Here is an 18,835-nt window from a genome sequence, read left to right as displayed (position 1 = left end):
GGATGGCATGGCTTATTTTCTGCGCCGCTCGAAGATGGCCTCGGCCAGGGCGAAATCTTCGGGGTAGGTGACCTTGAAGTTCTGCGCGCTGCCGTTCACCAACCGGGGTGAAAGGCCAGCTGCCTCCATGGCGCTGGATTCGTCCGTCACTGCGTCTCCAGCCTGCTGCAACGCATCGATCAATGCACCTATGCGAAACATCTGCGGCGTTTGCGCCAGCCATTTGTCGCTGCGGTCAACCGTAGAGGCCACGCGGCCGTCGCGTTCGGTTTTAAGCGTGTCGGGGAGTTTTTGCGCCAGCAGGCCACCCACAGCGTCATTGCGGCATTCGTTGATCAGGGCCCTGACCTGCTCAGGCGTCACAAGACAGCGTGCGGCATCATGCACCAGCACCCAATCGTTCAGGTCAGCACCGCCCGGTTGCTGCTCCAGCATGGCCTTGAGGCCGTTGAGCACGGTGGCCGCCCGCGTGGCGCCGCCGCCCACGAGCAGGACTTCATTGCCCCGGTTGAATTCAGGAAAGACGTCCAGAAAGTCGCCATCAGACGGCGAAATCACCACCCACACCGCCGCGAAAGTGTCTGCCAGGGCCCGGAAAGCTTCCACCGTGTGCCGCACCATGGGAAGGCCGTCAATCAAGTGGTATTGCTTGGCTTTGGCGGTGCCGGCCCGGCTTCCTTGCCCGGCACAGGGAATCAGCACAAAAAAACGGGCATCGGAACGGGTATTGGCATCACTTGTCGTCATAACTTCATCATAGATTCTAAAATCAGGGTTTGAAGATGCAGGCACCCCACTCCGGATGGTTTGGGGTGCCTGCCTTTTGCCGAATGATTTTTGACTGACCGACCACCGCCTCTGGCCTTTACCGATCCGCTCAATGCACTTACCTTCACTGACCACCGGCAAACGCTATACCCTGCCCCAGCCCGCCGGTTCCGCCGACGCCCTGCTGTTGGCCCGCCTGGGAAGCCGCGAAAAGGCCGCTGGCAAGCTCACCGCCATCATTACCTCGGACGCAACCACGGCCCAGCGCCTGATGGACGAGATCGCCTTTTTTGCGCCTGAGCTTCGCTGCGCGCTCTTTCCCGACTGGGAAACCCTGCCTTACGACACCTTCTCGCCGCACCAGGATCTGATCAGCGAGCGCCTGGCAACGCTCTGGCGCATCCAGCAGCGCGACAAGGAAACCGGCGCCGACGTGGTCATCGTGCCGGCCACCACAGCGCTGTACCGCCTGGCGCCGCCCAGCTTCCTGGCGGGCTACACCTTCCAGTTCAAGGTCAAACAAAAGCTGGATGAAACAAAGCTCAAAGCCCAGCTCACGCTCGCCGGCTACAGCCACGTGACGCAGGTCGTGAGCCCCGGCGAATACGCCGTGCGTGGCGGTTTGATCGACCTCTTCCCCATGGGCAGCCCCGTGCCCTACCGCGTCGACCTGTTTGACGACGAGATCGACAGCATCCGCACCTTTGACCCCGATAGCCAGCGCAGCCTCTACCCCGTGCCCGAGGTGCGCCTCTTGCCCGGACGCGAGTTTCCGATGGACGACGAGGCGCGCGCCCGGTTCCGCAGCCGCTGGCGAGAACTGCTGGATGGCGACCCGACCAAAAGCCGCATCTACAAAGACATGGGCAACGGCGTGGCGACGGCCGGCATCGAGTACTACCTGCCGCTGTTCTTTGAAGAAACCGCCACGGTGTTCGACTACCTCGGAAGCAACGCGACCGTAGTGCTGCACGGCGACCTGGAGCCCGCCTTCCAGCGCTTCTGGCAAGACACCAAAGACCGCTACCGCCTGGTACGCGATGCGCCCGACCGCCCGGCGCTGCCGCCTGAATCATTGTTCCTGGGCGCCGAGCAGTTTTACGCACGTGCAAACGACTATGCCCAGTTAGCGGTACGCGCCACCGTCGAAGACGTAGCCGACAACGCGCAGTTTCAAAAACTCGGCGAAATGGCGGTGGTGCGCGGCGCCGAAGACCCGCTGGCCAAATTCAAGGGCCATGTGCGCAACACCGCGCACCGGGTGCTGGTGTTGGCCGAAAGCGACGGCCGCCGCGAAAGCCTGCTGGACTTCCTGCGGGCCAGCAGTGTCAGCCCGCCGGCGTTTGACTCACTTGAAGACTTCCAGGCCAGCGACGAAAAGCTGGGCATCGCCACCGCAGCGCTGAACACCGGTTTCAGCTGGCTGGAAGAAGGCATTGACTTCATCACTGAGACCGAACTGTTTGCCGCAGGCGCCACCGTGCGCCGCCGCAACAAAAAGCAGGAACAGGTCAGCGACGTCGAAGCGCTGATCAAGGACCTCTCTGAGCTCAACGTGGGCGACCCGGTGGTGCACAGCGCCCACGGTATCGGCCGCTACCGCGGCCTGATCAACATGGACCTGGGCCAGGGCACCAACGCCGACGGCACGCCGCTACTGCAGGAGTTTTTGCACCTCGAATACGCCGACAGCGCCACGCTGTACGTGCCCGTCAGCCAGTTGCACCTGATCAGCCGCTACACCGGCGTCAGCGCCGAAGAAGCCCCGCTGCACAGGCTGGGCAGCGGCCAGTGGGAAAAAGCCAAGCGCAAGGCCGCCGAACAGATTCGCGACTCGGCCGCCGAGCTGCTCAACATCTACGCCCGCCGCGCCGCGCGTGAAGGCCATGCCTTCCGCTATTCGCCCGGCGACTATGAGACCTTTGCCAACGACTTCGGCTTTGAAGAAACCGCCGACCAGCGCGCCGCCATCCATGCGGTGATCCAGGACATGATCAGCCCCCGTCCCATGGACAGGCTGGTCTGCGGCGACGTGGGCTTCGGCAAGACTGAAGTTGCCCTGCGCGCCGCTTTCATCGCCGTCACCGGGGGCAAGCAGGTTGCCTTGTTGGCCCCCACCACACTGCTGGCCGAGCAGCACTACCAGACGCTGGTAGACCGCTTTGCAAAATGGCCAGTCAAGATCGCCGAGATGAGCCGCTTTCGCTCAGGCAAGGAAATCACCGCCGCCATCAAGGGCCTGGCCGACGGCACGGTCGACATCGTGGTCGGCACGCACAAGCTGCTCAGCCAGGATGTGAAGTTCGAGCGCCTGGGCCTGCTCATCATCGACGAAGAGCATCGTTTTGGCGTGCGCCACAAAGAAGCCATGAAGGCGATGCGTGCCGAGGTTGATGTGCTGACGCTCACTGCCACGCCGATTCCGCGCACGCTGGGCATGGCGCTTGAAGGCCTGCGCGACCTGAGCGTGATCGCCACTGCGCCGCAGCGCCGCCTCGCCATCAAGACCTTTGTGCGCAGCGAAAACAACGGCGTGATCCGCGAAGCCGTGCTGCGCGAATTGAAACGCGGCGGCCAGGTCTACTTCCTGCACAACGAGGTCGAGACCATCCAGAACCGGCGCGAAAAGCTCGAAGAGATATTGCCCGAAGCACGCATCGCCGTGGCGCACGGCCAGATGCCCGAGCGCGAACTCGAGCGCGTGATGAAGGATTTCATCGCCCAGCGCTACAACCTGCTGCTGTGCTCGACCATCATCGAAACCGGCATCGACGTACCGACCGCCAACACCATCGTCATGAGCCGCGCGGACAAGTTCGGCCTGGCGCAGCTGCACCAGTTGCGCGGCCGCGTCGGCCGCAGCCACCACCAGGCCTACGCCTACCTGATGGTGCCCGACATCGAAGGCCTCACCAAACAGGCCGGCCAGCGGCTCGAAGCCATCCAGCAGATGGAAGAGCTGGGCTCGGGCTTTTACCTGGCGATGCATGATCTGGAGATCCGCGGCACCGGCGAGGTACTGGGCGAAAACCAGAGCGGCAACATGCTCGAAGTCGGCTTTCAGCTCTACAACGAGATGCTGAGCGAAGCCGTCGCCTCGCTCAAGGCCGGGCGCGAGCCAGACCTGTTGTCACCGCTGAGCGTGACCACCGAGATCAACCTGCACGCCCCCGCCCTGCTGCCCAACGACTACTGCGGCGACGTGCACCTGCGCCTGTCTTTCTACAAGAAGCTGGCCACCGCCAAAAACACCGACCAGATCGACGCCCTGCTCGAGGAAATCGTCGACCGCTTCGGCAAGCTGCCGCCGCAAGCGCAGACGCTGATCGACGTGCACCGCCTGCGCGTGATCGCCCGGCCGTATGGCGTGGTCAAGGTGGACGCCGCGCCCGGCGGCATCAACATCACCTTCAAGAAAGACCCACCCATCGATTCGCTGGCCATCATGCATCTCATCCAGAAAAACCGGCATATCAAGCTGGCCGGCAACGACAAGCTGCGCATCGAACGCGAACTGACTGAACCCAAAGACCGTGCGCAAATGGTGCGCGATGTGCTGCGTTCCCTCGGTCAACCCAAAACCCCCTCCACCACAGAAGCAACGCCCGCATGACTCCTGCTGAAATCTCTCCCGGCCTCGTCGTCAATGTCTCTACGCCAGACCTCAAGCTCAGCGACTTCAAGCTGATCGCTTTTGACATGGATTCCACGCTCATCAACATTGAATGCGTGGACGAAATCGCCGACGCTGCCGGCCGCAAGGCCGAGGTGGCCGCCATCACCGAGGCCGCCATGCGCGGCGAGATCAGCGACTACAAGGAAAGCCTGCGCCAGCGCGTGGCGCTGCTAAAGGGCGTCAGCGTGGCCAGCATGGACGAGGTCTACCACCAGCGACTCAAGCTCAACCCCGGCGCCGCCGAGCTGGTGCACGCCTGCAAGGAAGCCGGCATGAAGGTGCTGCTGGTCAGCGGTGGCTTTACCTTCTTCACTGACCGCGTGCGAGACGAGCTCGCTATCGACTACACGCGCTCCAACGTGCTGGAGGTGAAAGACGGTTTCCTCACCGGCAAGATGGTGGACCAGCCCTGGGGCGACATCTGCGACGGTGAAGAAAAACGCAGGATGCTGCTGGAGACCTGCGGCAATCTGGGTATCAATCCGCTTCAGGCGATCGCCATGGGCGACGGCGCCAACGACCTGCCCATGATGGGCGTGGCCGGCCTCTCGGTGGCCTACCACGCCAAGCCGCGCGTGCGCGAACAGGCGATGGTGGCCATCAACGAAGGCGGCCTGGACCGTTTGCTGGAACTCTTCCACTGAAGCGACTGAGGGGCCCGCGCATCAATCCTTCCCAATAAAGTCAACGATCCCGCAGCCATAAGGCCTTATAAGCAGACACCAGAAACAACGACACTGATATCCATGGGTTTTTTCAAACGATTCGAAAGCCAGCTTCCCGCCTACCCTGATGCCGACCCTTCCTTGCCGCCCAAGGGTTTCATGGCCTTTCTGTGGGCCTGCACCGAAGGCGCGCGCGGCTACGTCCTGCTGCTGGCGCTGCTGTCGGCGGTCATGGCGATTTTTGAAGCGCTGATGTTCGCCATGCTGGGCCGCATCGTCGACTGGCTGAGCAAGACCGCACCCGCCGATCTGTGGACCGAGCACGGCAATACGCTGGGCTGGCTGGCATTCATCGTGGTGGCCAGCATCGCGGCCGTGGCCTTGCAGACCACCGTGAAGCATCAGACACTGGCGATCAACTTCCCCATGCGCCTGCGCTGGAATTTTCACCGCTTGATGCTGGGTCAAAGCATGTCCTTCTACCAGGACGAATTCGCAGGCCGTCTGACCACCAAGGTCATGCAGACCGCACTGGCGGTGCGCGACACGCTCTTCGTGCTGGCCGATGTGCTGGTGGCCATGGGTGTCTACATCGCCACCATGACCGTGCTGGCCGCGGCCTTCGACACGAAGCTGGTGGCGCCCTTCCTGGTCTGGCTGGCGCTCTACATCGCAAGCCTCTATTACTTCGTGCCGCGGCTGGGCCGAATCGGCAAGCAGCAGGCCGACGCCCGTTCGCTGATGACGGGCCGCATCACCGACGCCTACACCAATATCACCACCGTCAAGCTGTTCTCACACACGCGGCGCGAAGCCGGCTTTGCGCGCGACGCGATGAGCGAGTTCATGAAGACCGGCTATACCCAGATGCGCCTGGTCAGCGCGTTCGAGATCGTCAACCACACCCTCAGCATGGGCCTGATCCTCGGCATGGCCGGCACCTCGCTGTGGCTCTGGCACCTGGGCCAGGTCGGCGCGGGCGCCGTGGCCGCGGCCACCGCCATGGCGCTGCGCCTGCAGGGCATGTCGCACTGGATCATGTGGGAAACCACCAGCCTCTTTGAAAGCGTGGGCACCGTGCAGGACGGCATCAACACGCTATCGCGGCCCCGCACCATCGTCGACGCGCCCGATGCGGCCGCGCTCGACGTGCCGCGCGGCGAAGTGCGCTTTGAAGCCGTGAACTTCAGCTACGGCAAAAACAAGCCGGTGATCGACAAGCTGACGCTGACCGTCAGGCCGGGCGAAAAGATCGGCCTGATTGGCCGCTCAGGCGCCGGCAAATCGACGTTGGTCAACCTGCTGCTGCGGTTTTACGACCTGGACAGCGGGCGCGTCCTGATCGACGGCCAGGACATCGCCACCGTGACACAAGACAGCCTGCGCGGCCACATCGGCATGGTGACGCAAGACACCTCGCTGCTGCACCGATCGGTGCGCGACAACATCACCTACAGCCGCCCCGGCGCTACAGACGAAGAAATGCGCATGGCTGCGCGGCGTGCCGAGGCCGACACCTTCATCGCCGACCTGACCGACCCGCACGGCCGCCACGGCTACGACGCCCACGTGGGTGAGCGCGGCGTGAAGCTCTCGGGCGGACAGCGCCAGCGCATCGCGATCGCACGCGTGATGCTCAAAGACGCGCCCATCCTGCTGCTGGACGAAGCCACCAGTGCACTCGACTCTGAAGTGGAAGTTGCCATCCAGAGCAGCCTGAACACCCTGATGCAGGGCAAGACGGTGATCGCGATTGCCCACCGCCTCTCGACCATCGCCGCCATGGACCGGCTGATCGTGCTGGACCAGGGACGCATCGTCGAAGAAGGCGACCACCGCACGCTACTGGCCAACGGCGGCTTGTACGCGCGCCTCTGGGCGCACCAGAGCGGTGGGTTTTTGAGCGACAACCTGGAAGAGGAGGAGCTGGCGGCTTGAGGCTGCCGGCTGCAACGCGTCCGGGCCACCAGCATTCGTCCGGGCGATCGTTTGCTATAGTTTCTATAGCATCATTCCCATTAAATTAAAGGGCCAGGACCCGATTTTGACCTAAAAGTGGCCTCGGAAATGCCCGACCTCGCAGGCTGCTGCATTCATGCCGCGTTCACATTCCTTCAATCACCGGGCGTCCGGCCTGCACCGCAAACTGCGCCAGCGTTTGCACCCCACTATCCGCAAGCGTCACGTCGCTCACCACGCGCAAGGTCGCAGTGAGCTTGCGCGGGGTCAGTTCCACCACGCCATAGCCTTTGCGTTCCGAGTCCGCGAATACGAAATGCGGGTTCTCGGCGAGGTAGTCTGGAATTTTTGCGTTGCCGGCCGATCGGGATGTGATGCTGGTGCCGCAGAACTCCGTGCCCACGGCCAGGCTGGCGGCATCGGCGTAGTCAGCCTTGATATGGCCGACCCAGTTTTCATGCACGTCGCCGCCCAGCAGTACCGGATTGGCGACGGCATGTTTTTGCAGGGCGTTGGTAAAACGTGTGCGTGCCGCGGCATAACCATCCCAGCCGTCATTCCACAAGACCTGGCCGGACCCGTGATGGAAGTCGCGCTGGCCAAACAACGATTGCTGGCCCACCACGTTCCAGCTGCTTTCCTTGCTGGGCGCCCTGCCCCATTCAGCGTCCAGCCAGCTTTCCTGTTGCGCGCCCAGCATGCTGCGGGCCCGGTCGTTCCACGCCGCACACGTTGCAGGATTCAGCGTGCTGGACCCGGCCTTGCCGTCGCGGGTGCACGCCTGCGCATCCTTGTATTGCCGGGCATCGAGTACGTAGAGGGAGGCCAGGCGGCCGTAGGGAACGCGCTGATAGATTCGCATCTCAGCGCCATTGGCCAGGCCAGCCATGGCCCGCGTGAGCACAGAAGCGCGCAGCGGCATATGTTCGTAAAAGGCCTGGTAGGCCGCTGCACGCCGGGCCATAAAGTCCACCACCGGTGGCCCGCTGTTGCCGGACGCGACGCCCGCATAGTCGTTCTGCACCTCGTGGTCATCCCAGGTGACAAGCCAGGGGCAAGCCGCATGCATGGCCTGCAGGTCGGCATCGCTCTTGTGCAAGGCATATCGCTCACGATAATCGTCCAGCGTCAGCACCCAGCCTCCGGTTGGCACGCGCACCGCTTTACCGGCATTGGGATATTCATAGATGTAATCGCCCAGGAAGAGCACGACATCCAGGTTCTCGTCACGCATGTGGCGGTAGGCGCTGTAATAGCCGTGCTCCCAGCGCTGGCAAGAGGCATAGGCCAGCCGCAACCTTGCCACCACAGCATCGGGCGCGGGAAAAGTGCGGGTGCGGCCGGTGGCACTGACAGCGTCACCGGCAGCAAAGCGGTAAAAATACCAGCGGTCCGGCTCAAGGCCACGCACGTCTACATGCACTGAATGCGCAAGAGCGGAAACGGCCTGGGTATGGCCGGTTTGCACGATACGGGAAAAATTCTCGTCGTGTGCCAACTCCCAGCGTACCGAAACGGGGGGCTGCCGCACGCGCGACGCGCCGTCAACGTCGAACACCAGCCTCGTCCAGAGCACCACCGAGTCATGCGTGGGCGATCCGCTGGCGACGCCCAGCGCGAAAGGGTTCGTGCTGAACCGCGTCGGCGCCGCCGTGCCCTGCGGCAGGCAAAAGCCGGCACCGGCAAGCGCCAGCGATTGAAGCAAACGGCGGCGGTGAACAGGAAGTGAGCCATCCATACCCGGCCCTCAATATCGAAGGGGTAGCCGAACGGTAAAGCAGGTTCCAGAACCCGCGCTGCTGCGTACGTCGATGGTGCCGCCGTGAATATCCACCGCATTGCGGACAATTGCCAGGCCCAGGCCGGTTCCCTGTATGGTTCCCACATTGCTCGCCCGATGGAAGGATTCGAATAAATGGGGCAGCTCGTCCTCCGGAATGCCGATGCCTTCGTCCGAGACTTCCATCACAAGGCTGTCCTTGTCCGGACGCACGGTAAACCGCACAAGCCCCCCTAGCGGCGAGTACTTCACCGCATTCGAGAGCAGGTTACCGAAGATGTGCCGCAGGAGTTTTTCGTCATACAAGCCCTCTCCCGGATCGGCCATATAGTCCAGGCGCAGTTCGCACAGGGTGTCCGGCTGCTGGGTGCGTGCCTCCTCCACCAGCTGATGGCACAGCTTCTGCAGGTCCAGCATGTGCGGCTCAAACTCCAGCATCTGCGCGTCGGCCTTGCCCAGCAGCAGCACGCGGTCCAGCATGCTCGTCATGCGCTTCACGCCGGCGGCAATGCTGTCCAGTATTTCCAGTTTTTCAGACTCGGGCAGCCGGTTGCCGTAATGCCTGAGCAACTCTTCGGCAGAAAGGATGCCGGACAGCGGCGTGCGGAACTCATGGCTGGTCATGGCGACAAATCGGGTGCGCAGCTCATTGAGCGTCTTTTGTTGCTCAAGCGCCTCGCGCGTGTCTTCCTCTGATTTTTTGCGCTCGGTGATGTCCAGGAAAGCCCAGATCACCCCTGAGTCGGGGTCGTTGGGCTGAACACAGCTGCCGGCCATCTGCACCCAGAAGAGTTGCCCGTCGCGGCGCCTGAGCTGGCGCTCATTGATGTATCTGCCCGCGGCAATCAGCGTTTCACGTGCCTCCCTGCCGAATTGCTCCCAGGTGGCGAGGTCGGGATGGATGTAGCTGGACGGCTGGCCCATGAGTTCTTCGCGCGGGCTGCCGATCATCTGGGCGAATTTCTCGTTCACCCATTCATGGCGACGGTTCACCGACAGCACAATACCCACCAGCGCACTGTTCAGAATCGCCTCCCGCTCCGAAGACGTGCGCAGCAGTTTGGCCTCCAGTTCCTTGCGCTGCGTGATGTTGATGATCACCCACACCGTGCCTTGGGAAAGATCACGCTCGGCCACAGACTTGCCCGACAGCGACACCCAGATCAAGGTACCGTCGAACTGCTGGACCTGGATCTCGGCTTCGTAGTTTTCACCGCGGCTCACGCAGGCAGCGACCTCGGCGCCGACCGTCAGGTATTGCTCGCGCGACAGGTAAAACGGCTCCATGGAAGTCAGCGCATTGCTGCCCGCGCCAAAGACCTTGAGCATGGCCTGGTTGGCCCAGCGAAAGCGGCCGTCCGGCGTCAGGAACGCGATGCCGACGATGGAGTTCTCCAGGATCATTTCGCGCTCTTTCAGCAAGGTGCGAAAGTTCTCCTGGGAAACGCTCAGGGCCTCCACCATGGACTGCTCAGCCATGATGCGCGCCTGCGCCTGTTCCTTTTCCTGCCGGGTGACATTGATGCGATCAGCCAGCGCAAACGACAGCACCACCATTTCCAGCGCCGATCCGATCAGCAGGGAGTTAGCTGTGAACCAATTGGATGGCAATACACCCGTGTTGTGTAGCGCCAGCGTCACCACGCCCACCAGCAACAAGGCCCAGGCCGCCAGAAAATACCGCGCCCCCGGATGACCCATGCGCAGGCTCAGCAAACCCACCACGACCAGGGTGGTGACACTGAAAACTGCCAGCACCGTCACCATCCATGAGGACACCACATATGGCATGGTGAAAGCAGCCAAAAGCGTCAGCAGCCACCCGCCCACCAGCACCTGTATGAAGCGGTCCATACGAGGCATCTTGAGAGCGCTGGAAAGAAAGCTGCGCGCAAACAGGATGCCGAAAGATGCTGTGGCGGCCATGCCTGCCGGTGGCGAAATGCTGTTCCACCAGGTAAGTTCAGGCCAAATGAATTGCGCACCAAAACCCGTCAGCGCCGCCTGCGCGACGGCCATGCAGCCGACAAATGCCACATAGATCAGGTAGGCCCGGTCCCGCACCGAGAAAAACAGCAGCAGGTTATAGAAAAAGAGGCCCACCAACAAACCGAAGTAGAGGCTGATCGTGGCGTATTCAACCTGGTCGTGCTGCCACAGTGCTGCAGGCTGCCAAAGGCGGACAGGCGCGGATACCGTTCCGCTCGATGTCACTCGAAGGTACAGGGCATTGACGGTGCCGGGCTTCAGGCGCACGGGCATCACATGATTGCGGTGTACCACGGCACGGTCGGCAAAAGACAGGAGGTCACCGCCCACCTGCCCTGCAAACCCGCCCTTGCCATCCGGTGAATACAACTCCAGCCGGTCCAGCGGCGGATAGGCCAGCTCCAGCATCCAGTCTGCCGGTGCGCTGCGTTCGGTTCGCAGGTTCACGCGCAACCAGATGGCCGAGTTGGTCAACCCGAAGTTGGTGGCCGAGCCTGTTTGTGGCACTGGCTGAAAGCGCGCTTGGGCATCCGGCTTCAAAACGTCGGCCAGGGTCAGCTCGCCGCCAGCGTCTTCCAGGTAAGTGAACGACTGCGACAGCACATAGCGGCCGTCGCTGCCAATGGTGAGCTCACCTGTTTCGCCGCGCTCGTGCAGGGGATTCTGCGGCTGCGCCCAGACCCCAGGGCCGGCCCCCGCCAGCAGCACGGCCAGCACCACCCGAAGCACGAATCGGACGCAAACTGTCATGGATTGGCAGCAAGCGGCGGCGACTTGCTTCTGAGCACCCTTCCTGGTGAATCAGGAGAAACCGGAACGGTGCCTGTAGCGTGCCGCTGGCCGTTGCAGGCTTCATGGCTGATCGCCAGGTTTTCCGCGTGGCTGTTGCCCCCTTCGCTCAGCGGCACGATGTGCTCCAGGGTTGCGGCCTGGGGCGTGACGTGTTCGCCGCACACCCAGCACGGAACCCTCCCGTGGAGCTGGCGCGCCACGATTTTGTAGATTTTGTCCCGAGTAAGCCCCAACCTGCTCACGAAAGCGTTTTCATCCGGCTACCGCCCCTGAACAGGTTCTTGCACCAGCGCTCATCGCCACGCCCTTATTCGATCTTAGCCGGCCGCGTATCTGCGGGCTGAGTGAAAGAGTCTTCCCACTGCGTGGCAAAACGGTCGTTTTTGTCAATGCGGATACCGCCGGTGCCATCGGGGTTGAAGCCGACATTGCGGGTAGCTGCCGCCCGTGGAGCCTCGGGCTGGTTGTCCTTGTTGAGTTCCTTGAGCGCAGCGTCCTTGGCGGCTTTGACGCGTTCCCGGGTAAAAGACTCGAGGTCGGCGTGAAAGCTGCTGTCGCCACCGCGGGTTTCCTGGTGGTCCTGCACGAGTTCCTCCGGGATTTCACCCAGAAAGGCGGCACGCATGGCGCCGACCGTGGGCGGACGACTGGCCTTGACAGAGGTATAGGCAATGCCGCAGTCCGACAGCAGTGTCTCCTTCAGCTGGCGGGTGGCCCGGCTCACATCACGCTTGCCGCGCAAGTCCACGCAACCGACGACCTTTCCATCCAGGGTGCAGACGGTGAAAGTCGTGTAGACGCCATTGAGCATCTCCAGCAATCGTGCGGTTTTCTCCTTGTCTTTTTCCTTTTCTTTTTCTATCGGAATGGTAAAGCGCAGCACCGGCAGCTTGACCATCACCGCATGGTCGTGGAAAGCGCTTCTCAGCCATTTCCATACCTCGTATTCGTCATTGGTCACCACTCCGCGGGCACGCAGCGGCCATTTGTGGGGTATCCGCAATTTCGCACTCGCGCTTTTCCGCAACCAGGCGGCATATAACAAAACACCCCCAAGCGCGCCCACGGCGACGCCCACCAACGCCATCAGCCATGAAATCAGGTTCAAGATGTAGTTCTCCTCTAGGATTGGGCAGCACCGACGGCTTGCAGGGCGGGCGACCCAGTGAGTAACTGAACGGACGCCAGGTCAATCAAGTCCGGCGTCCCGGTGCGTTATTAAAACAGGTTTTTACAGGTTTTCCTGGATTTTGAGGAACAAATGGGCCTCCAGCCCAGCGCGGACGTGCGCAAGCAGCTATATTTTTTATAGCACCCAACGGGCACTGCCGAACACGGCAGCTACTCCCGGCGGGCCAGGGACCTTTGCCATGGAACCCGTGAGTCTGTATGCTGGTTTTTTTTGCAGGAGCCCATCATGCAACGCAAGACTGCCCAGGATTTTGACCAGGAACTGCTGATTCTGTTTGATGCCTACGTGCACGGCACTATCGACAGGCGCGGCTTCCTGGAACGTGCCCAGAAATTCGCCACCGCCGGCATGACCGCGACAGCACTGCTGGCCGCCCTCAGCCCCAATTTTGCTGCGGGGCAACAAATCGCCAAAGACGACAAGCGATTGAAGACCGAAATGGTCAGCTACCCCTCCTCCGCCGGCAGCGGCACCGTCAAGGGCTATCTGGCCAAGCCCGCCAACGCCACCGGCAAACTGCCCGGCGTGCTGGTCATTCATGAAAACCGCGGCCTCAATCCCCACATTGAAGACATCACGCGCCGCCTGGCGCTGGACAACTTTCTCGCCTTTGCGCCGGACGCCCTCACGCCCCTGGGCGGCTACCCCGGCGACGAGGACAAGGCGCGCACATTGTTCGCCCAACTCGACCAGCGCAAATGCACCGAGGATTTCGTGGCCGCCGTCACCTGGCTCAAAGGCCGGGACGACTGCACCGGCAAGCTGGGGGTCGTCGGTTTCTGCTACGGCGGCGGCATGGCGCACACGCTCACCACGCGCTTGCCCGAACTTAACGCCGCCGTGCCCTTCTACGGAAACCAGCCGGCCCCAGAAGATGCCGCCAAGGTCAAGACCCCGTTGCTGATTCATTTCGCGGCAGTCGACGAACGCATCAACGCTGCCTGGCCGGCCTACGAGGCAGCGCTGAAGGCCGCTGGGGTGAACTACACCGCCTACCAGTATCCTGGCACACAGCACGGTTTCAATAACGACACCACGCCGCGCTATGACGCCACCGCGGCCAAACTGGCGTGGGAACGCACTCTGGCGTTTTTCAACAAACAGCTCAGGGCCTAGAACCACCGTAGTGGCGGCGGTGTACGTTGCCCACCAGTGCGCATCGCCAGTCCATCTTCCTTTTCGTGGCGTCCCCCGCCTTCGCGAAAACCCTGCCACGGGCACACCGGGCACGGCTTTTGCAGGCGTTACCATTGGCTACTTTCGCTTTTCGGCCCCTGCGGACCGACCAGCGTTCCCCTCACTCAGCCTTTCTGGACACAACCATGAATATCCTGCAAAAAATCGCCGCGACGGCCGGCTTGCTTACCTTTGCGCTGGGCGCCGCCCAAGCCCAAAACAGGGAGCTGGTCGTCGGCTCCAGCGCCACCTACCGCCCGTTTGCCTACGAAAGCCCGACCAAAGAAATCGTCGGCTACGACGTCGACATGATCAAGGCCATTGCCCAGAAGGCCGGCCTGCAGATCAAGATCGTCAACACTCCCTGGACCGGCATCTTCGCGGCGCTCAACAACGGTGACGTGGACCTGGTCATCTCGGGCGTCACCATCAACGACAAGCGCAAGCAGTCTTACGACTTCACCGCCCCTTACTTCGAAGCACGCCAGCTGATCGCCGTGCACAGCAACAGCACCGCCAAAGGCCTGAAAGACCTTGCCGGCAAAAAAATCGGGGTGGTCACCGGCAGCACCGGCGACGACATGGCCTCGCGCGAATTCGGCAAGACCAACCCCGACATCCGCCGCTTTGAAAGCACCCCGGTAGTCATCTCCGAGCTGGCCAACAATGGCCTGGACGCCGCTATCGGCGACAACGGCGTGATCGCCTTCCGTGCCCAGGAGCACAAGCAGCTCAAGACTGTCAGCGACCCGTCCTTTCCCAAGGAATACTTCGGCATCGTCGTGAAGCAGGGCAACAAGGCGCTGCAGGACAAGCTCAACGCCGGCCTGGCCGCCGTCAAGGCCGACGGCAGCTACGCCCAGATTTACAAGAAGTGGTTCCAGGCCGACGCTCCCGCGTTGCCTGCACAGTAAACACCGGGACATCTCCTTATGGAACAAGTCCTCTGGTTCGGATGGTTCCGCGCCGACATCATTGCCGAGTACAGCGTGCTGTTCTGGCGCGGCCTGCAGATGACCATCATGGTGACGCTGATCTGCATCGTGCAGGGCACTTTGCTGGGCCTGGCGATTGGCATGGCACGCGTGGCGGAATCCCGCCACTCGCCCGCACGCGCGATCTGCAAATATGCCCTGCGCTGGCCGTCCACCGTCTACGTCAGTTTTTTCCGAGGCACGCCGCTGTTCGTGCAGATTTTGCTGATCCACTTCGCCGTGCTGCCGCTGTTCATCAATCCAACCGACGGGCTGATCATCTCGGGTGAAGCTGCGCGCAACATCAAGCAAAACTACGGTGCCTTCCTGTCCGGCATCGTCGCCCTCACGCTCAATGCCGGCGCCTATATCTCCGAGATTTTCCGCGCCGGCATCCAGTCCATCGACAAGGGGCAAGTAGAAGCGTCCCGCTCGCTTGGCATGTCCTTTCCTAGGACCATGTACCACATCGTGCTGCCGCAGGCCTTCCGCCGCATGCTGCCGCCTCTGGGTAACAACGCGATTTCGCTGCTCAAGGATTCGTCGCTGATCTCGGCGATCGGCCTGGCCGAACTCGCCTACGCCGCGCGCACCGTCGCCGGTGCCTATTCACGCTATTGGGAGCCCTACCTCACCATCTCAGTCATGTACTGGGTGCTGACGCTGGGCCTGGCTTACCTTGTCAAGAAACTGGAGGCTCGTTATGGACGAGGTGATTCGCGTTAACCGGCTGACCAAGCAGTTTGGTCACACCCCGGTGTTGCGGGGCATCGACTGCGCTATCAAGGCCACCGAAGTCGTCTGCGTCATCGGCCCTTCCGGCTCCGGCAAAAGCACCTTCCTGCGCTGCCTCAACGGCCTCGAAGACGCCAGCGGCGGCGAAGTGCTGGTGCACGGCGTCTCGGTACACGAACCCAAGACCGACGTCGACGCCCTGCGCTCCGAAATCGGCATGGTGTTCCAGCGCTTCAACCTGTTCCCGCACAAGACCGTGCTGGAAAACATCACGCTGGCACCCACCAAGGTGCGCAAGCTCACGGCCCTCGAGGCGCGCAACCGTGCCAGTGAGCTGCTGGTCAAGGTCGGCCTGCTCGACAAGATTGACGCCTATCCCAACCAGCTCTCCGGCGGGCAGCAGCAGCGTGTGGCGATTGCCCGCGCGCTGGCCATGCAGCCGCGCATCATGCTGTTCGACGAACCCACCTCCGCCCTCGACCCCGAAATGGTCGGCGAAGTGCTGGCCGTCATGCAGGCGCTGGCCGAGGAAGGCATGACCATGGTCGTCGTGACCCACGAAATGGGCTTTGCCCGCCAGGTGGCTGACCGTGTAATGTTCATCGACGAAGGCCTGGTGATCGAGGAAGGCTCGCCGGCCGAAATCTTCGACAACCCCAGGGAAGAGCGCACCCAGCGCTTCCTGAGCAAGGTCTTGTGATCTGGGGCCCGCATGCGCTGCGGGCTTCTTCTCCTCCTCCTCTTCTCCCCCTCCTCTTCGTTTTCAGCAAGCTCCAGCCTTCAGGAACTTCGCCATGACCGCCACCCTCCGGGCCGTCCAGGCCGATATCACGACGCTGCAGCTTGACGCCATCGTCAACGCCGCCAACTCATCGCTGCTGGGCGGTGGCGGAGTCGACGGTGCGATCCACCGTGCTGCCGGCCCCGAGCTGGTCCATGAATGCCGGCTGCTGGGCGGCTGCAAGATCGGTGACGCCAAAGTCACCAAGGCCTATCGCCTTCCCGCGAAATTCATCCTCCATACGGTAGGGCCAGTCTGGCGTGGTGGCGGTCATGGCGAGGCGGACTTACTGGCATCGTGTTACAGACGCTCCATTGAAGTGGCCGCCACCAAAGGCATCTCTTCACTGGCCTTCCCGGGGATCAGCACCGGTGTCTACGGCTACCCGGTTGAGCTTGCAGCCAACGTAGCGATTTCCAGCGTGCGCAAAGCGTTGCGGGAGCATTCCTCTATGACAGAGGTGATTTTTTGCTGTTTCTCGGCGGAAGATCTTGCGATCTACGACCGCCTCCTGAACAGCGCAGCTGCTTGAGCCGTCACTGCACGAATGACAATCATGTTCTGGGTTAAAGCCCGGATAGGGAAACTGTTTGAGGTGCACTGACTCGCCCGCGTGCACGCCGAGAAGAAGCCCTTCCGGGATCTGATTTTCAACAAGCGAGTCCAGGAGCTGCCGTATTCACGTCTACAGGAATCATTCATGCCAGAACTCCCCGGTCTTTTGCCGTTTGCGTTTACCGTTTTTTCCTATGTTCTCTGCGTCAAACTTGCCGCAAGGCTTTTTCGCAGAGCCCGATTGAGCTGGATGCACGCCCTTGTTTTCGGCTTTGTGCTGTTCGCAGTGTTATTTGTTGTCGGGGCTATGGCGAGAGCGCTGAGCGCAGCCTCAGTTTCCGTTCTCCCATCTTTGATGGACCTTGCTACGGGCCTTGTGGCGCAGCTTGCCGTGGGCGCCTGGTTCCTGGGGCCGCGAGCCACAACAGCTGAGGGGGCTCCGATTGGACTTAAAGGTGGCGCGTTGCTGGCGCTGATCACCTATGGACTGGTTTTTTTCTTGAGCCTTGCGGCTGCAATCGTGATGCCCTTCATTGCCCGGCTGGTGGGCAGCCTCACCTAGTCAAACATTGCCTGCGCCGGCCCGCAGATTCGCGCGCGGCGCCGGCACACAGCCCATCCGGTAGGGTTTTCTAACGCTCCGCAGCAGCATCCATGAAAAATCGAACTCGCTCCGCATCGGTGGGATGCGACGCGAAGGCGATGCCCAGCCAGGAATCCTGGTCAGGCAGTTTCCCGTCAGGCTTTGCATTTTCCGCGGCCTCGCCTGGCGTGCTGGTACTGGCGGTGTTGGCGGTGTTGCCCGTACTGCCAGAAGCGCCAGGCTTGTCGTTCTTTTTAGTTTCCTCGTCCTTTTGAGCGGCGATCCGTTCGAACAACGTCACCATGACTGCCGGTGAAATTCCCGCAGCCTTCAGGATGCGCACCGCCTCCTGGTCGGCTTCGCGTTCTGCGTCGCGCGAATAGCTGGCCTGCCCCAATAACACCGGCACGCCCGCCAGGACGGTACTGAAGTCGCCCACCACCATCGCGGCCAGACCGCCCAGTGCCGTCACCTGAACCAGCATGCGCAGGCCATGGCGGTGGCGCACGTGGCCCAGCTCATGGGCCAGAACGGCGGTAACGACCTTGTCGTCCCGCCCTACCAGTTCCACCAGCTCGTCAGTCATGACCATCGTGCCGCCGGGCAAGGCGAATGCATTGGGGCCAATGCGGCTTCTGCGAAACACCAGTTGCCAGGAAGGTACGCTGCCCGGAGGCATGGCGCTGACCGCTTTAGCAAACGCCTCGCGCAGCCTCGCCTGCTCGGCAGCAGACAAGCGGCTTGGCCGCATCAGGTGTTCATCAATCGCGGCCAGGGAAGTCTCGCCCAGCATGTTGTCCACACTCAGCGGCGTGACCGCCACTACGGCGCGGGCCGCTACCGGCAAACCCCATTGCTGTAAGGCGGCCAACAGCACAACCAGCGCGAGCGCGCTTGCTGCGACCCAGCGCCAGCTCTGCTGCATGGTCACCACGAGCGAGTCGCGACGGCCACTGCTGCGGCTCCAGTCGTCCCATGCCTCAGCGTCAGCGCACTGCACGGAGCCACCATCGGTGAAATGGGCCACACGCATGCCGTGGCGGGTGCGCTCGGGCCACCGCACCTTGCGCAGTGGCACGTCGCGGTGAAAACCTTCGCCGTTGACCAGCAGATGATCCCCCTCCACCTGCAGCGTAACCGGACGTGCCCGGGCGCTGGTGCCGTCAAAGTAGCTGGCGGAAAGTAGGGAATTCCGGCTTGCCTTCATGCG

At 62.2% G+C, this 18,835-nt stretch carries 15 protein-coding genes; 9 read left to right on the top strand and 6 right to left on the bottom strand.

What is annotated here, in order from left to right:
• Positions 1-12: 12 nt before the first annotated feature.
• Positions 13-747 (bottom strand): 2-C-methyl-D-erythritol 4-phosphate cytidylyltransferase, encoded by a 735-nt coding sequence (ispD, locus tag ACQ4MS_RS17965; RefSeq protein WP_431095983.1) that lies wholly within the window; start codon positions 745-747, stop codon positions 13-15.
• Positions 748-880: 133 nt separating this feature from the next.
• On the opposite strand from ispD, the gene mfd reads away from it, so the two are divergent.
• The 3 genes from mfd (at position 881) to ACQ4MS_RS17950 (ending at position 7,047) form a co-directional block, all read left to right on the top strand.
• A complete protein-coding gene (gene mfd, locus ACQ4MS_RS17960) occupies positions 881-4,381 on the top strand; it encodes a transcription-repair coupling factor (RefSeq protein ID WP_431095982.1) in 3,501 nt (1,166 codons plus the stop codon).
• Positions 4,378-5,088 carry a phosphoserine phosphatase SerB gene (serB, locus tag ACQ4MS_RS17955; protein WP_431095981.1) on the top strand — a complete coding sequence of 237 codons (711 nt, stop codon included), beginning with the start codon at positions 4,378-4,380 and terminating at the stop codon, positions 5,086-5,088. Before mfd ends, serB begins: the two co-directional genes overlap by 4 nt.
• A gap of 102 nt (positions 5,089-5,190) precedes the next feature.
• Positions 5,191-7,047 carry an ABC transporter ATP-binding protein gene (locus ACQ4MS_RS17950; RefSeq protein ID WP_431095980.1) on the top strand — a complete coding sequence of 619 codons (1,857 nt, stop codon included), beginning with the start codon at positions 5,191-5,193 and terminating at the stop codon, positions 7,045-7,047.
• Between the two features lie 166 nt (positions 7,048-7,213).
• On the opposite strand, the gene ACQ4MS_RS17945 is transcribed toward ACQ4MS_RS17950, so the two are convergent.
• The 4 genes from ACQ4MS_RS17945 to ACQ4MS_RS17930 form a co-directional block, all read right to left on the bottom strand.
• Positions 7,214-8,806 (bottom strand): alkaline phosphatase D family protein, encoded by a 1,593-nt coding sequence (locus ACQ4MS_RS17945; RefSeq protein WP_431095979.1) that lies wholly within the window; start codon positions 8,804-8,806, stop codon positions 7,214-7,216.
• Positions 8,807-8,815: 9 nt separating this feature from the next.
• Positions 8,816-11,587 (bottom strand): 7TM diverse intracellular signaling domain-containing protein, encoded by a 2,772-nt coding sequence (locus tag ACQ4MS_RS17940; protein ID WP_431095978.1) that lies wholly within the window; start codon positions 11,585-11,587, stop codon positions 8,816-8,818.
• Entirely contained in the window at positions 11,584-11,793 is a 210-nt protein-coding gene (locus ACQ4MS_RS17935; protein ID WP_431099614.1) for an HNH endonuclease, read from the bottom strand. Before ACQ4MS_RS17935 ends, ACQ4MS_RS17940 begins: the two co-directional genes overlap by 4 nt.
• A 143-nt stretch (positions 11,794-11,936) precedes the next feature.
• Positions 11,937-12,737 (bottom strand): DUF2726 domain-containing protein, encoded by an 801-nt coding sequence (locus tag ACQ4MS_RS17930; RefSeq protein WP_431095977.1) that lies wholly within the window; start codon positions 12,735-12,737, stop codon positions 11,937-11,939.
• 309 nt (positions 12,738-13,046) lie between these two features.
• Here ACQ4MS_RS17930 and ACQ4MS_RS17925 point away from each other — a divergent pair, with 309 nt between their 5' ends.
• The 6 genes from ACQ4MS_RS17925 (at position 13,047) to ACQ4MS_RS17900 (ending at position 17,604) form a co-directional block, all read left to right on the top strand.
• Positions 13,047-13,937 carry a dienelactone hydrolase family protein gene (locus ACQ4MS_RS17925; protein WP_431095976.1) on the top strand — a complete coding sequence of 297 codons (891 nt, stop codon included), beginning with the start codon at positions 13,047-13,049 and terminating at the stop codon, positions 13,935-13,937.
• 206 nt (positions 13,938-14,143) lie between these two features.
• Positions 14,144-14,911, top strand: coding sequence for a basic amino acid ABC transporter substrate-binding protein (locus tag ACQ4MS_RS17920; protein WP_431095975.1), 768 nt, complete (start codon positions 14,144-14,146; stop codon positions 14,909-14,911).
• A gap of 18 nt (positions 14,912-14,929) precedes the next feature.
• The gene (locus ACQ4MS_RS17915; protein WP_431095974.1) at positions 14,930-15,697 is read left to right on the top strand and encodes an amino acid ABC transporter permease; all 768 of its coding nucleotides are present in this window, start codon (positions 14,930-14,932) and stop codon (positions 15,695-15,697) included.
• Positions 15,675-16,406 carry an amino acid ABC transporter ATP-binding protein gene (locus ACQ4MS_RS17910; protein WP_431095973.1) on the top strand — a complete coding sequence of 244 codons (732 nt, stop codon included), beginning with the start codon at positions 15,675-15,677 and terminating at the stop codon, positions 16,404-16,406. The genes ACQ4MS_RS17915 and ACQ4MS_RS17910 overlap by 23 nt, the downstream gene beginning before the upstream one ends.
• A 94-nt stretch (positions 16,407-16,500) precedes the next feature.
• A complete protein-coding gene (locus ACQ4MS_RS17905) occupies positions 16,501-17,019 on the top strand; it encodes an O-acetyl-ADP-ribose deacetylase (protein WP_431095972.1) in 519 nt (172 codons plus the stop codon).
• Positions 17,020-17,187: 168 nt separating this feature from the next.
• Positions 17,188-17,604 carry a hypothetical protein gene (locus ACQ4MS_RS17900; RefSeq protein ID WP_431095971.1) on the top strand — a complete coding sequence of 139 codons (417 nt, stop codon included), beginning with the start codon at positions 17,188-17,190 and terminating at the stop codon, positions 17,602-17,604.
• Positions 17,605-17,674: 70 nt separating this feature from the next.
• Here ACQ4MS_RS17900 and ACQ4MS_RS17895 read toward each other — a convergent pair whose 3' ends face one another.
• The gene (locus tag ACQ4MS_RS17895) at positions 17,675-18,832 is read right to left on the bottom strand and encodes a M48 family metallopeptidase (protein WP_431095970.1); all 1,158 of its coding nucleotides are present in this window, start codon (positions 18,830-18,832) and stop codon (positions 17,675-17,677) included.
• Positions 18,833-18,835 lie beyond the last annotated feature (3 nt).

The organism is Polaromonas aquatica (assembly GCF_050626995.1).
Taxonomy (GTDB): Bacteria; Pseudomonadota; Gammaproteobacteria; order Burkholderiales; family Burkholderiaceae_C; genus Polaromonas; species Polaromonas aquatica_A.
Note: the sequence above shows the minus strand (reverse complement) of the source record. Positions and strands in the feature narration are given on the sequence as shown.

Excerpts from the sequence above, each read along its gene's own strand:
- ispD (WP_431095983.1), bottom strand. The coding sequence starts at position 747 with ATGACGACAAGTGATGCCAATACCCGTTCCGATGCCCGTTTTTTTGTG.
- mfd (WP_431095982.1), top strand. The coding sequence starts at position 881 with ATGCACTTACCTTCACTGACCACCGGCAAACGCTATACCCTGCCCCAG.
- serB (WP_431095981.1), top strand. The coding sequence starts at position 4,378 with ATGACTCCTGCTGAAATCTCTCCCGGCCTCGTCGTCAATGTCTCTACG.
- ACQ4MS_RS17950 (WP_431095980.1), top strand. The coding sequence starts at position 5,191 with ATGGGTTTTTTCAAACGATTCGAAAGCCAGCTTCCCGCCTACCCTGAT.
- ACQ4MS_RS17945 (WP_431095979.1), bottom strand. The coding sequence starts at position 8,806 with ATGGATGGCTCACTTCCTGTTCACCGCCGCCGTTTGCTTCAATCGCTG.
- ACQ4MS_RS17940 (WP_431095978.1), bottom strand. The coding sequence starts at position 11,587 with ATGACAGTTTGCGTCCGATTCGTGCTTCGGGTGGTGCTGGCCGTGCTG.
- ACQ4MS_RS17925 (WP_431095976.1), top strand. The coding sequence starts at position 13,047 with ATGCAACGCAAGACTGCCCAGGATTTTGACCAGGAACTGCTGATTCTG.
- ACQ4MS_RS17920 (WP_431095975.1), top strand. The coding sequence starts at position 14,144 with ATGAATATCCTGCAAAAAATCGCCGCGACGGCCGGCTTGCTTACCTTT.
- ACQ4MS_RS17915 (WP_431095974.1), top strand. The coding sequence starts at position 14,930 with ATGGAACAAGTCCTCTGGTTCGGATGGTTCCGCGCCGACATCATTGCC.
- ACQ4MS_RS17910 (WP_431095973.1), top strand. The coding sequence starts at position 15,675 with ATGGACGAGGTGATTCGCGTTAACCGGCTGACCAAGCAGTTTGGTCAC.
- ACQ4MS_RS17905 (WP_431095972.1), top strand. The coding sequence starts at position 16,501 with ATGACCGCCACCCTCCGGGCCGTCCAGGCCGATATCACGACGCTGCAG.
- ACQ4MS_RS17900 (WP_431095971.1), top strand. The coding sequence starts at position 17,188 with ATGCCAGAACTCCCCGGTCTTTTGCCGTTTGCGTTTACCGTTTTTTCC.
- ACQ4MS_RS17895 (WP_431095970.1), bottom strand. The coding sequence starts at position 18,832 with ATGAAGGCAAGCCGGAATTCCCTACTTTCCGCCAGCTACTTTGACGGC.